General features: G+C 65.3%; 12 protein-coding genes. 9 read left to right on the plus strand and 3 right to left on the minus strand.

The window, feature by feature from the left end:
- Positions 1–107: 107 nt before the first annotated feature.
- Positions 108–539 (minus strand): helix-turn-helix domain-containing protein, encoded by a 432-nt coding sequence (locus RSPPHO_RS07440; RefSeq protein WP_041794722.1) that lies wholly within the window; start codon positions 537–539, stop codon positions 108–110.
- A gap of 385 nt (positions 540–924) precedes the next feature.
- Positions 925–2151: a class I SAM-dependent rRNA methyltransferase gene (locus RSPPHO_RS07445; RefSeq protein ID WP_051013748.1), complete on the minus strand. Its 1227-nt coding sequence runs from the start codon at positions 2149–2151 to the stop codon at positions 925–927.
- A gap of 207 nt (positions 2152–2358) precedes the next feature.
- Between RSPPHO_RS07445 and ccoN the strand changes: the two genes are divergently transcribed.
- The 8 genes from ccoN to RSPPHO_RS07480 all read left to right on the plus strand — a co-directional run bounded on the left by ccoN (position 2359) and on the right by RSPPHO_RS07480 (position 10861).
- Entirely contained in the window at positions 2359–3843 is a 1485-nt protein-coding gene (gene ccoN, locus RSPPHO_RS07450; protein ID WP_081581678.1) for a cytochrome-c oxidase, cbb3-type subunit I, read from the plus strand.
- A gap of 13 nt (positions 3844–3856) precedes the next feature.
- Entirely contained in the window at positions 3857–4597 is a 741-nt protein-coding gene (gene ccoO / locus RSPPHO_RS07455) for a cytochrome-c oxidase, cbb3-type subunit II (RefSeq protein ID WP_041794723.1), read from the plus strand.
- A gap of 31 nt (positions 4598–4628) precedes the next feature.
- The gene (locus tag RSPPHO_RS18820; RefSeq protein WP_014414659.1) at positions 4629–4793 is read left to right on the plus strand and encodes a cbb3-type cytochrome oxidase subunit 3; all 165 of its coding nucleotides are present in this window, start codon (positions 4629–4631) and stop codon (positions 4791–4793) included.
- 5 nt (positions 4794–4798) lie between these two features.
- Positions 4799–5674 carry a cytochrome-c oxidase, cbb3-type subunit III gene (gene ccoP, locus RSPPHO_RS07460; RefSeq protein ID WP_041794724.1) on the plus strand — a complete coding sequence of 292 codons (876 nt, stop codon included), beginning with the start codon at positions 4799–4801 and terminating at the stop codon, positions 5672–5674.
- The gene (locus tag RSPPHO_RS07465; protein WP_014414661.1) at positions 5675–7390 is read left to right on the plus strand and encodes a methyl-accepting chemotaxis protein; all 1716 of its coding nucleotides are present in this window, start codon (positions 5675–5677) and stop codon (positions 7388–7390) included.
- A gap of 301 nt (positions 7391–7691) precedes the next feature.
- Positions 7692–9371: a methyl-accepting chemotaxis protein gene (locus RSPPHO_RS07470; RefSeq protein WP_014414662.1), complete on the plus strand. Its 1680-nt coding sequence runs from the start codon at positions 7692–7694 to the stop codon at positions 9369–9371.
- A gap of 116 nt (positions 9372–9487) precedes the next feature.
- Positions 9488–9910, plus strand: a complete 423-nt coding sequence (gene arfB, locus RSPPHO_RS07475; protein ID WP_014414663.1) for an alternative ribosome rescue aminoacyl-tRNA hydrolase ArfB — start codon at positions 9488–9490, stop codon at positions 9908–9910.
- A gap of 210 nt (positions 9911–10120) precedes the next feature.
- Complete coding sequence (locus tag RSPPHO_RS07480) at positions 10121–10861, plus strand: hypothetical protein (RefSeq protein WP_157879131.1); 741 nt, start codon at positions 10121–10123, stop codon at positions 10859–10861.
- 59 nt (positions 10862–10920) lie between these two features.
- Here RSPPHO_RS07480 and RSPPHO_RS07485 read toward each other — a convergent pair whose 3' ends face one another.
- Complete coding sequence (locus tag RSPPHO_RS07485; protein WP_157879132.1) at positions 10921–11721, minus strand: uracil-DNA glycosylase; 801 nt, start codon at positions 11719–11721, stop codon at positions 10921–10923.
- A gap of 144 nt (positions 11722–11865) precedes the next feature.
- Between RSPPHO_RS07485 and RSPPHO_RS07490 the strand changes: the two genes are divergently transcribed.
- Positions 11866–13506 (plus strand): electron transfer flavoprotein-ubiquinone oxidoreductase, encoded by a 1641-nt coding sequence (locus RSPPHO_RS07490; RefSeq protein WP_014414666.1) that lies wholly within the window; start codon positions 11866–11868, stop codon positions 13504–13506.
- Positions 13507–13603: the final 97 nt, after the last annotated feature.

Here is a 13603-nt window from a genome sequence, read left to right on the forward strand (position 1 = left end):
ACGCCGGGCCTGCAAGCACTTCATCAAAAAAAGAGAAGGCTGGGGAGGCCGAACCTCCCCAGACGCCTCGGGGTCTGAGAGACAGAAACGAGGGGCATCATTGTCCCTCAGGCCGCATCCCCGGCCTCGCGTCTTTCCTCCGCCATGTCCTGAACAGCCAGGGCCCGCGCCAACTGGGTCAAGGCTTCTCGATGCCGTTCGTTCTGGATCATCACAAAGTTTCGGGCCAGTTCCAGACACATGCGCTGGCGCGTGGCGAGGGGCCCCACCTCTTCTTGATCCAGACCATCGAAGAAAAAGTTCACGGGAACCCCAAGAACCTGGGCAATCTCATAAAGGCGTCCCGCCGAAATTCGATTGATTCCCCGCTCGTACTTGTGTGCCTGCTGATAGGTTACACCGATCATGTCGGCCATTTGCTGCTGGGAGAGCCCCAGCATGACACGCCGTTCGCGAATGCGCCGCCCGACATGGCGATCGGCCTCGCTGGCCCGCCCCACCGTCCGAATCGCTTCGGAAAAAACCTCGCCATTATCCATTCCCACGTCACCTCTTTCCCGGCTCGCACCGGTTGCCGCCCAGCGACCGTCGCCGGGACGGTGCCCTGTTCACCCCTCGGACTCCTGCCCGGCCCGGTCTAACGCCGGGCTTGAGGACAGACCTGTTTTTATCCCCCCTGAGGGGTGATGGACTATGGACGAGGGTGCCGGGAGATGGAAGCCCTGACAAGTCAAAAAGGTCTATTTCCCACCAGATCCAAGGACTCTTGGGGTCTTTACCAAAGAAAAGGCGGGGCAGATAGAGACCTTTGTCCAGAGTTGCGCGCGGGATGGTGGCCGCTGGGGGAGATCTTTTCTCGTGTCGGATGCGGCTATAACCTTAAGGACAGACGCTCCTTGATATCGACCGCCCCCTCGTCTTTGATCAATCCAAAGACCACGTCAGGGCCTTGAGATAGGCGGACTCGGGCAGAGCCGGGTGCACCGGATGGTCGGGCCCCGCTCCCGCCGTTTGGAGCAGGCGGGCCGTGCGTCCGGCCTGGGAAATGCCATGAGCCGTCTCGTCTTGAAAGCGATCGGCCGGCATGTGGTGGCTACACGAGGCCGTAAACAAAATACCACCGGGCTCGACCAAAGCCGCCGCCAGCCGCGCCATCTTGCGATACCCCTTGGCCGCCACCGCGACATCCTTGCGGGTCTTGGCAAAGGCCGGAGGATCGCAGATCACCACGCCAAAGCGCCGCCCGGCCCGGCCCAACGCCTCCAAGGTGGTGAAGGCATCGCCCGTTTCGGTGGTCAGGCGCTCGGCAAGACCGGCGGCGCGGGCCGCCTCTTCGGCCAGGGCCAAGCTGGCGGCCGAGCGATCCACCAGATGCGCCGAGCGCGCACCTTGCGCCAGGGCGAGCAGGCCAAAGCCCCCGGCGTAGGTGCAAACATCCAACACGCTCTGCCCCCGGGACAACGAGGCCACGAAGGCCCGATTGAGCCGCTGATCGAAGAACCAGCCGGTCTTTTGCCCGTCGAGCAAGTGCGCCCGATAGGTAAAGCCGTTTTCTTCCACCGACACCGGCCCCTCCAGGTGGCCGCGGGCCAGCCGGGTTTCCAGGGGCAAGCCCTCCAGAGCGCGCACCCCGGCGTCGTTGATCAGCACAAGGGCCCGGGGTGCGAACAACCGCTCCAAGACATCGAGCACCAGCTCGGTCAAACGCTCCCAGCCCGCGGTGTTGGCCTGCACCGCGATCACGTCGCCCAGCCGGTCAATGACGAGGCCGGGCAGGCCATCGGCCTCGCCGTGCACAAGCCGGCCATGGGTCCCGCCGGGCAGGCGATGGCGCAAGGCGGCGGCTCGCTTGAGCCGACGCTCCAGCCACGCCGCATCGATCACCGCGTTCGGGTCGCGGTCCAAAATGCGCGCGGCGATCAGCGAGTGGGGCGTGAAGGTGGCCACCGCGAGGCGCTCGTCGCCGGCGTCGCTCACCACCACCAACTGGCCCGGGGCCAGGGCCTTGGCGGCGGCGTCCATCACCACCTCGTTGGAAAAGACCCACGGGTGTCCCTGACGCAAGCGCTTGGCATGGCCCGCCAGCAAGCGGACCACCGGCAGGGCGGTCGGATCGGGGCTGGGGAAGGCGAGGGTATCCTGGGGAAGCATGCACGGACTCCATAAACATTCGGGGGAAACGACTGGGCCTGGGGAGGGCAGGTCCATCCTTTCTGGTGGATATTGATCCACATCAATGGCGGCAAGGAGGCAAGCCCATACTCTAAAACTATTCTGATAACCGGACCCATCACCCGGGCGGACAGGCCATCGGATCCACCCCCGGCGGCCGGCCCAGGCGTTCACGAGGAGGCTACCGTGACGCAGGCGGCACGCGCGCTGGGCGCGCATCGGAGGGATACAGGCCCCTACGAAGAGGGCGTGGTCAAGGCTTTCGTCCTGGCTGCGGTGATCTGGGGGGTTTTGGGCTTTATGGCCGGGGATTTTATCGCTTGGCAACTGGCCTTTCCCGCGCTGAATTTTGACACCCCATGGACGACCTTTGGCCGCGTGCGCCCCCTTCACACGTCGGTGGTGATTTTTGCCTTTGGCGGCAACGTCTTGCTGGGCACCTCCTTGTTCGTGGTGCAGCGAACCTGTCGGGCGGCGCTTTATGGCGGGGCGCGGCTGGGCTGGTTGGTCTTCGGGGGGTATCAGGTCTTTTTGGTCATGGCCGGCAGCGGCTATCTTCTGGGCATTACGCAGGGGCGGGAATACGCCGAGCCGGAGTGGTATACGGACTTGGTGTTGACCGTGATATGGGTTTTGTATCTGGCCCAGTTTCTCGGAACTCTCTTGAAGCGCCGCGAGCCTCATATTTATGTGGCCAACTGGTTTTATCTGGCCTTCATTATCACCGTCGCTCTCTTGCACCTGGGCAATAATCTTGCGGCCCCCGTGGTGTTCTTCGGGGGCGAGAGTTGGATCAAGAGCTACAGCTTCTTTGCCGGCGTCCAAGATGCCATGACCCAGTGGTGGTACGGCCACAATGCGGTCGGGTTCTTCCTGACGGCGGGTTTCCTCGGGATCATGTATTATTTTATCCCCAAGCAGGCGGAACGCCCGGTTTACAGTTATCGCCTGTCCATTGTTCACTTTTGGGCCTTGATTTTTCTTTATATCTGGGCGGGGCCGCACCATCTTCATTACACCGCCCTGCCCGACTGGACCCAAACCCTGGGCATGGTCTTTTCCATCATGCTATGGATGCCCTCCTGGGGCGGCATGATCAACGGCCTCATGACCTTGTCGGGCGCGTGGGACAAGCTGCGCACCGATCCGGTGTTGCGCTTCTTGGTGGTCTCCGTGGCCTTTTATGGCATGTCCACCTTCGAGGGCCCCATGATGGGCGTCAAAGCGGTCAATGCCTTGTCGCATTACACCGACTGGACGGTGGGCCACGTGCATTCCGGCGCCCTCGGCTGGGTGGCCTTCGTCTCCTTTGGGGCCCTTTATTATCTGGTGCCGGTGCTCTGGAAAAAGCCCGGTCTTTATTCCACCGCCCTGGTCAGTGCCCACTTCTGGATCGCCACGGTGGGCATTGTTCTTTACATCACGGCCATGTGGGTGTCGGGCATCATGCAAGGCCTGATGTGGCGGGCTTACGACGAGATGGGCTTTTTGCAGTACTCCTTCTTGGAGTCGGTCAAAGCCATGCACCCCTACTACGTCATCCGGGCCACGGGCGGCCTGTTGTTTGTCGTGGGCGCGTTGATCATGGCCTACAACATCACCCGCACCCTTGTTGGTCCCGCCGGTCGCCCGGCGCCAGCCCCCGTGCCGACCCCCGTCCCGACCTTGTGAGCAGGAGCGCCCCATGAGCCTCGTTCGCCACCACGCGCGCCTGGAAACCAACGCCTTGCTGCTGGTTGTGGGCATTTTCCTGACCGTGATCATCGGCGGTCTGGTGGAAATCGTGCCGCTGTTCACCGTGGAAACCACCATCGAAAAGGTCCAGGGCGTCAGACCGTACAGCCCCCTGGAACTGGCCGGGCGCAATATTTACCTGCGCGAGGGCTGCTACGCCTGCCATAGCCAGATGATCCGGCCCTTCCGCGATGAGCTGGAGCGCTACGGGCATTACTCACTGGCGGCTGAAAGCATGTATGATCACCCGTTCCAGTGGGGATCAAAGCGTACGGGCCCCGACTTGGCCCGCGTGGGCGGTAAGTATTCCAACGACTGGCACCGCCGCCATCTCCTCAATCCCCGCTCGGTGGTGCCGGAATCGGTGATGCCGGGCTACCCCCACCTGCTGCGCGACCTCGACTTCCCCGACGCCCAGGCCCACCTCAAGGCGCTGATCGCCGTGGGCGTTCCCTACGACACCCTCGACGGTGCCCTGGAGCATGCCCAAGACGACCTCAAGGCCCAAGCCGACCCCTTGGGCGACAAGGACGCCCTCAAGGCCCGCTATCCCAAGGTGGCCGGCGGCGATTTCGATGGCCAGCCCGAGCGCCTCACCGAAATGGACGCGCTTATCGCCTATCTCCAGATGTTGGGAACCCTGGTGGACTTCACGACCTACGACCCAGCCCGGGCCCAGGCCGTGCGCTGACCCCCTTTCCCCTTGGTGCAAGGACCCCGCCATGGACACCATCGCCCCCCTTTCAGAGTGGATCCGCCCCTTTTGGGGTCCGTGGCTGATGGCCGTCTTCGTGGGCATCGTGGCCTGGGCCTACTGGCCGACCAACCGGGAGCGGCTGGAACGGATGGGGTCGCTGCCCTTGCGCGATGACCCGGACGAGGAGTGATCCCCATGGCAGGCCTTCCCGAATACGATCCCGAAACCGGGCGCATGACCACCGGCCACGAGTGGGACGGCATCAAGGAGCTCAACACCCCGTTGCCCGTGTGGTGGGTGTGGGTGTTCTACGCCTGCATCGTCTGGGCGATTGGCTATGTCATCTTGTTTCCGGCCATTCCACTGGGCGAAACCAACACCCCCGGACTTCTGGGCTGGCACAGCCGCAGCGTTCTCGACACCCAGGTCGAGGCCGCCAACCAGCGCTATCACCAAGAAAAAGTCGCCCGGCTGGCCGCGCTCGACATCACCGCCGTCCTCGCCGACCCCGACTTGCGCGAGTATGCGAGACGAGCCGGCGCGGTGATCTTCAAGGAAAACTGCGCGCCCTGCCATCAGGCCGGCGGCGCAGGCACCTATGGCTTCCCCACCCTGGCCGACGACGAGTGGTTGTGGGGCGGCACGCCCGAGGCCATTCAAACCACCATCTTGCATGGGATCCGCGACAGCGAAAACTATCCCGACACCCGGTTCAACGCCATGCCCGCCTTCACCTACCTCTCGCCCGAGGATCAGGAGGCGGTGGCCGATTACGTTCTGGCCAGCAGCTCCGGCACCTTGCCCGAGGGGCGGGGCAAAGAGGTGTTCAGCGAAAACTGCGCCCTGTGCCACGCATCGGCTGGCGAGGGACCGGTGCCCGACGGCAACCAGATGCTGGGCGGACCGGCCCTCAACAACGCCATCTGGCTCTACCGGGGCGATCGCGAGGCCATTTTGTCCCAGATCCGCCAACCGCAAAACAGCGTGATGCCAGGGTGGGCGACTCGACTCAAGGAGAGTGACATCAAAGCGGTCGCTGTTTACGTTCATGACCTGGGAGGAGGGCGCTAAGTGCCGCCTGCCTTGTCTTGGATCATCGGGTGCACCATGCTGAAAAACCTGCCCATTGCCTCTCGTTTGCTCGTCATCGTCGCCCTGGCGGTCGTGGGTATGGTCTTGATGGGGGGGGCGGGTCTCACCCTGGTGCGCAACAGCCTGTTCGATGAACGGGAAAACATGACCCGCGTGGTCGTGGACGCCTCGGTCAGTCTGATTGCCAGCCTGCACGAGCGGGCTCGCAGCGGCGAAATGAGCGAAGAGGAAGCCAAGATCCGGGCCGTCAAGCAGATCAAGGCGGTTCGCTTTGGCGCCAACGACTATGTTTTTATCTACGACAGCACGGGAACGGTCATTTTTCTCCCCGACGAAAAGATGATCGGCCAGAACCGCATCGACCTGAAGGACTCCCATGGCACCCCGTTGATCCGAAATATCGTCACCATCGGCATGGCGGGCGGGGGACGAACAACCTATTCTTATCCCAAAGCCGGCGGTACCAAACCGTTACCAAAAATATCCTATGTTAAGCCGTATCCAGCCTGGGATTGGGTGGTCGGCACCGGCGTCTATGTGGATGATATTGACGATGCCTTTTTCCGCCATTTGGGCCTCATGTCCTTGGTGGGCGCCGGCACCTTGCTGCTGACCCTGGGCGGGGCTTTTCTCATTGGCCGGGGCATCACGGGGCCGCTTGGGCATGTCACTGGGGCCATGGAGCGTCTGGCCGGCGGGGATCTGAGCATCCAAATTGCGGAAACCGACCGCAAGGATGAGATCGGCCGTCTGGCCCGCGCCCTGGAGACCTTCCGCACCAACGCCCGCGAGATTGAGCGCCTCAAACGCGAGCAAGAAGAAAGCCGCGAACGCGCCGAATCCCAGCGCCGCGCCGCCATGGGCGCCCTGGCCGATCGCTTCCAAAGCTCGGTGGCGGCCATCGTCGGCGCCGTAACCGACGGCGCCCAGCGCATGCGCGAGGCGGCCAGCGGTCTGGTCCGGGTGGCCGAAACCACCGGCGACCAGTCGGCCCACGTCGCCGCCAGTTCGGAGCAGGCCAGCGCCAACGTCCAGACCGTCGCCGCCGCCACCGAGGAACTGGCCGCCTCCATCGCCGAGATCGCCCGCCAGATCACCCAGGCCAACACCATCGCCGGCAAGGCCAGCGAGGACATGGTCCAGGCCCAGGGCATCATGAGCGGGCTGACCGAGGCGGCGCGGCGCATTGGCGATGTCATGGACCTGATCTCGGGGATTGCCGCCCAAACCAACCTGCTGGCCCTCAACGCCACCATCGAGGCGGCGCGGGCCGGGGATGCGGGCAAGGGCTTTGCCGTCGTCGCCGGCGAGGTCAAGACCCTGGCCACCCAAACGGCGCATGCGACGGGCGACATCTCGGCCCAGATCGGCGCCATCCGCGAGGCCAGCGCCAGCGCCGCCAGCGCCATCGAGGCGATCGGCACCACCTTGCGCGACATCAACAGCACGTCTTCGGCCATTGCCTCGGCGGTCGAGGAGCAAGGGGCGACCACCCGCGACATCAGCCGCAACGTCGATCAAGCAGCCCAGGGAACACTCCAGGTCTCGCAGACGATTAGCAATGTCCGCGACAACACCTGGGCGACTCGGCAGGCCGCCGAAGACCTCCGCAGCGCCTCGGAAACCTTGTTTGAACAGATCGTGCGCCTGCGCGACGAGGTGGACGGCTTCTTGTCCCATGTGCGCGCGCCTTGAGGATCAAGGTTTTTCCTTGAAAGACCAAAAGACGGCGCAGCCCCACACCACCCCGGTCAAGGCATCGGCCGAAGGACCTGTGACGCCGGCTTATCGTTCCCCATAAAGAGGGAGACCCCTCCCCTCTTCCTGGTGGCTCGCGCTGACAACAGCGACGCCACCAAGAGGAATCCGCCCTTTGTCAACGAAATGGTAAACATCACGAGGGATCAAGGAGAGAGCAACGCGACCACATTTCCTTATTGGCTCCTCTCCCAGGCAGTGGCGCGCTCCGACATTCTCTTGGGACCAAGGGTGCACCATGCTCAAGAACACCCCCATTGCCTATCGTCTCCTGGTTATTGTCGCCCTGACGATCGTTGGCATGACGTTGATGGGCGGCGCCGGTCTGACCTTGATTCGCGACAGCTTGGTAAACGAGCGGGAAAACATGACCCGCGCGGTGGTCGAGACCTCGGTCAGTGTGGTGGCCAGTCTGTTTGAGCGCGCCCGCGCCGGAGAAATGAGCGAAGCCGACGCCAAAGCCCAGGCGGTCAAACAACTGCGGGCCATTCGCTTTGGCAATAATGACTATATTTTTGTCTATGACACCAAGGGCACGGTGATCGCGTTGCCCGATGACAAGGCGATTGGCCAGAACCGTCTTGATTTCACGGACTCCAAGGGCGCCACCCCGACACGGGAGATTATCCGTCTGGCGGCGGGGGGCGGGGGCAGCCTGACCTATTATTATCCCAAAGCCGGCGGGACCCAACCGCTCCCCAAGATGTCCACTGTCAAGCCGTTTGCCGCCTGGGACTGGATCATTGGGACGGGCGTGTACGTGGATGACATTGACGACACGTTTTATCATCACCTGATGTTGATGGCCTTGGTCGGGACGGGCGCCTTGCTCTTGACCTTGAGCGGCGCGTTTCTGGTCAGCCGCGGCATCACCGCCCCGCTGGGCCGGGTAACCCGGGCCATGGAGCGCCTCGCCGGCGGGGATCTCGGGGTACGCATCCACGAAACCGACCGCAAGGATGAGATCGGCCGTCTGGCCCGCGCCCTGGAAACCTTCCGCACCAACGCCCGCGAGGTCGAACGCCTCAAGCACGACCAGGAAGAGGCCCGCACCCAAACCGAATCCCAGCGCCGCGCCGCCATGGTGGCCCTGGCCGATCGCTTCCAAAGCTCGGTGGCGGCCATCGTCGGCGCCGTAACCGACGGCGCCCAGCGCATGCGCGAGGCGGCCAGCGGTCTGGTCCGGGTGGCCGAAACCACCGGCGACCAGTCGGCCCACGTCGCCGCCAGTTCGGAGCAGGCCAGCGCCAACGTCCAGACCGTGGCCGCCGCCACCGAGGAACTGGCCGCCTCCATCGCCGAGATCGCCCGCCAGATCACCCAGGCCAACACCATTGCCGGCAAGGCCAGCGAGGACATGGTCCAGGCCCAGGGCATCATGGGCGGCCTGACCGAGGCGGCGCGGCGCATTGGCGATGTCATGGACCTGATCTCGGGGATTGCCGCCCAAACCAACCTGCTGGCCCTCAACGCCACCATCGAGGCGGCGCGGGCCGGGGATGCGGGCAAAGGCTTTGCCGTGGTCGCCGGCGAGGTCAAGACCCTGGCCACCCAAACGGCGCATGCAACGGGCGACATCTCGGCCCAGATCGGCGCTATCCGCGAGGCCAGCGCCAGCGCCGCCAGCGCCATCGAAGCGATCGGCTCCACCTTGCGCGACATCAATAGCACGTCTTCGGCCATTGCCTCGGCGGTCGAGGAGCAAGGGGCGACCACCCGCGACATCAGCCGCAACGTCGATCAAGCGGCCCAGGGCACCCGCCAAGTCTCGCACACCATCAACAGCGTGCGCGACAATGCCCAGGCCACCCGGCAGGCGGCCGGCGACCTGCTCTCGGCCTCGGAAACCTTGTTCGAGCAGATCATGCGCCTACGCGACGAGGTGGATCGCTTCTTGTCGCATGTGCGCGCGCCCTAACCCCCCGCCTCCTCGTTTACGCCACCCCTTCCCCAGCGCTATGCTCCAAGAACGCAGGGGTCTGGGGAGGCGCGGCCTCCCCAGCCTTCCTTTTTTCTAGCCCCCGGAGTGTCCCCATGATCCCCGTGATGGGCGCGATCTATCTCGACGACAGCGAACTCGAGGAACGGTTTATCCGCTCGTCGGGGCCAGGAGGGCAGAACGTCAACAAGGTGGCGACGGCGGTGCAGTTGCGCTTCAACGCCCTGGCCTCGCCCAACCTGCCCGAGCGGGTCAAGGAACGGCTCAAGGCCTTGGCCGGCAGCCGCCTGACCCAAGACGGCGTGTTGGTGATCACGGCGCAGACGTGGCGCACCCAGGAAGCCAACCGCCGCGAGGCCTTGGAGCGCCTTCTCACCCTTCTGCGCGCCGCCAGCGAGCGGGAGCGGCCGCGCCGCCCCACCCGTCCGACCCGAGCCAGCCAGACCCGGCGCCTGGACGGCAAAACCCACCACGGCTCCTTGAAAGCCCAGCGCCGGCAGCGGCCGGACGCTGAGTAAGGGAAGGCTGGGGAGGGGGGCCTCCCCAGACCCCACCATTTCGGGGGCTTCGCCTCGCTCGACGGGCCAAAGGGAACATGGGGTCTGGGGAGGCCCGCCTTCCCTTTTTCCCGGCGACACACGGCTGGCGTTCGGAGTAGGCTTAAGGCGATTTTGTGGCAGTCCGGGGAGGAAACCCCGGCTTTGATGGAGAGAGAAGCTATGCGGCGGATGCGGTGTTCACCCCGGCTGGGGATCCTGGGCGTTCTCGCGACCACAACCGCGCTGGGCCTGCCGGTTCCGGCGATGGCGGCCGATGGCGTGTCCTCGGGTCCGGGAATCGCCCTGGCCGTTGCGGCTGTTGTGCTTGTTTTGGTTGTGTTGAACGCCCATCAATTCCTGACCTCGCGCGACGCGGCCCGTGAGGCCCGCTTGGCCACCGAGGCCGCCGTGGCCCGGCTGCGGGCCGAGAGCGCGCCGGCCCAGCCGGTGGCCGAGGACACCAGCGCCCAGGTCGCTCGCCTTGTGGAGCCGCTGACCGCCGCCCTGGGTCGGTTGGAAGAGCGCCTTGAGGCCCTGGAAACGGCCCGCAGTGCCACCGAAGCGCTGGCAGGGCGGCTCTCGTCGGTGGAAGAAGCGGCCCGGGCCGCGCAAATCGCCGCTGATGGTACCCGCGTTGCGGCCGAAGCCGCCCAAGGATCCCTGACCCGGGTGGTCGCCCTGGAAGAGACCGTGAAGGCGACCCAGGCCGTGACCACGCCGCTGGCGGAGCGGATTGAAGGCCTTGAGGCCGGCGCCAAGGCCCTGGAGGCCCGACTGGTTACCTTGGAGAACACCCCGGCGCCGGCCCCTGCGCCTGCTGCGCCCTCGCCGGCCCCTGCGTCTGCTGCGTCGGCGCCGGCGCCGGCCAAACCGGCTCCCGCTGCGGCCCCGGCCAAGCGGCCGGTCGGGAAGGGACCGAACAAGAAGTAAGAAAGAACAAGGAAGGCTGGGGAGGCGCGGCCTCCCCAGACCCCTCGGTCGCTTTCGCCTCAGCCCTTCGGGTCCAGGGCGTCTTGAAAACTCAGGAGATCGCGCCACGCCAAGCGCTTTTGGCCCGGGGTGCGCAGCAGATAGGCCGGGTGAAAGGTCGCCAGCACCGGCACGGGGCCGGGCAGGTCGGGCGCCTCATAGGGCATCCACTGCCCCCGCAAGCGGTTGATCCCCTCGGTGCGCTCTAGCAAGGACTGGGCCGCCAATCCCCCCAAGGCTAGTAAAACCCGGGGACGGACCAGGGCGATGTGGCGGCGCAAAAACGGCAGGCATAGCGCCACCTCGTCGGTGGTCGGCTTGCGGTTGCCGGGCGGCCGCCAGGGCACGACATTGGTGATATAGCAGGTTCGGCGGTCCAGACCGATCGAGGCCAGCATGGCATCAAGCAAGCGGCCCGAGGCGCCGACAAAGGGCAGCCCCAAGCGGTCTTCCTCGGCGCCGGGGGCCTCGCCGACAATCATCACCCCCGAGGCCGGCTCGCCATCGGCAAACACCGTGGTGCTGGCCGTGCGCCGCAAGGGGCAGGACTGAAAGCCATGGAGGGCGGCCTTCAAGGCCTCCAAGGTGGAGGCGTGGCGAGCCAGGGCCTGGGCATCGGCCTGGGGCTCGGCGGGCGGCGGGGCGACGGGCCCACGCGGGCGCGCGGCGGGCGGTTGGGCGAGGCGCACCGCCGAAAGGGCAAAGCGGTCAAGTGGCTCCTCGCCCACGGCCCCATCAACGCCGGCCTCGACATACCAGCGCAGCACGGCGGCGGGATCGGTGGTCCAGGCCTCGGGGCCCATGGAATCGGCGGTCATCATGCGCCATACGGTAGCACAGGCCCGTCCTCGGGGTCGCGGAACTTTTGGGCTGGGGCCACACTGTGCTAAGAAAGCCCCGGACGAAACGCACCCCCGGAGCAAACCGGCGGGGATCCCTTCACCACAGGCGAGGAACAGGACCCGATGAGCGAACGCGAGGCGATGGAATTCGACGTTGTGATCGTAGGCGGAGGCCCCTCGGGGCTGGCGACGGCCATTCGCCTGCGCCAGCTTGCTGTCGAGGCGGGTCGCGAGGTGTCGGTCTGCGTGATCGACAAGGGCTCGGAGATTGGCGCCCACATCCTGTCGGGCGCGGTGATCGAGCCCCGGGCCCTCAACGAATTGTTCCCCGACTGGCGCGAGCGCGGCGCCCCGTTGCTGACCCCGGCCGGCGAGGACCATTTCTGGTTCCTGACCGCCTCGCGCCACGTGGCCCTGCCCACGCCGCCGCAAATGCACAACAGCGGCAACTACGTGGTCAGTCTCGGCAATGTCTGCCGCTGGCTGGCCGGTCAGGCCGAGGCCCTGGGGGTTGAGGTGTTCCCGGGCTTTGCCGCCGCCGAGGTGCTCTACGACGAGACCGGTGCGGTGCGCGGGGTGGCGACCGGGGCCATGGGGCTGGACAAGGAAGGCGAGCCGACCGACGCCTACCAGCCCGGGGTCGAACTGCTGGCCAAAGTCACGGTGTTTGCCGAGGGCTGCCGGGGCTCCCTGACCAAGGCTCTGATCGAGCGCTTTGACCTGCGCCGCGACACCGATCCCCAGGCTTATGGCATCGGCCTCAAGGAACTTTGGGAAGTGCCGGCGGAAAACCACAAGCCCGGCTTGGTGCTGCATACCGTGGGCTGGCCGGTCAGCCCCGATGTGTATGGCGGCTCGTTCTTGTATCACCTGGAGAACAACCAGATTGCCGTGGGCTTCGTGGTCGGCCTCGACTACAGCAATCCGTGGCTGTCGCCGTTTGACGAATTCCAGCGCTTCAAGACCCATCCCAGCGTGCGCGGCTTCTTCAAGGGCGGGCGGCGCATTGCCTATGGGGCGCGGGCGCTGTCCGAGGGCGGCTTGCAGTCCCTGCCCAAGCTGACCTTCCCGGGCGGTCTGCTGGTCGGCGACACCGCCGGCTTCCTCAATGTGCCCAAGATCAAGGGCACCCACACCGCCATGAAGTCGGGCATGGTGGCGGCCGAGGCCATTTTCGAGCACCTGAGCGCGCCGCATGCCGGCGAGGTCACGGGCTATCCCGAGCGGCTGAAGGCGAGTTGGGTGTGGGAGGAACTGAGCGCGGTGCGCAACATCCGCCCGTCGTTCCGCTGGGGCCTGTGGGGCGGCATCGCCTACTCGGCGCTCGAAACCTACGTTTTGCGCGGTCGTTCGCCCTGGACCCTCAAGAACCACGCCGACCACGAGACCCTCAAGAAGGCCAACGAGGCGCCCCGGATCGAGTATCCCAAGCCCGATGGCGTGCTGACCTTCGACCGTCTGTCCTCGGTGTATATTTCCAACACCAACCACGCCGAGGACCAGCCCTGCCACCTGCGCTTGACCGCCACCGAGGTTCCGGTCACTGTCAACTTGGCTCATTACGCCGGCCCCGAGGCTCGCTATTGCCCGGCCGGGGTGTATGAGTTCGTGCCCGACGACAACGGCCCGGAAGGAGCGCAACGCTTGCAGATCAACGCTCAGAACTGTCTGCACTGCAAGACCTGCGACATCAAGGATCCGACACAGAATATCACCTGGGCGGTGCCGCAAGGGGGCGACGGCCCTAATTATCCCAATATGTAACGATAAAGGCCCCGGGAGGGGAGGCGACCGGCCCCCCTCCCGACCGGAACAACAAGGCCCGCGAACATCGCGGACCGATGCGTGGAGTCACCCAATG

The sequence above is a fragment of the Pararhodospirillum photometricum DSM 122 genome, from assembly GCF_000284415.1.
GTDB lineage: Bacteria > Pseudomonadota > Alphaproteobacteria > Rhodospirillales > Rhodospirillaceae > Pararhodospirillum > Pararhodospirillum photometricum.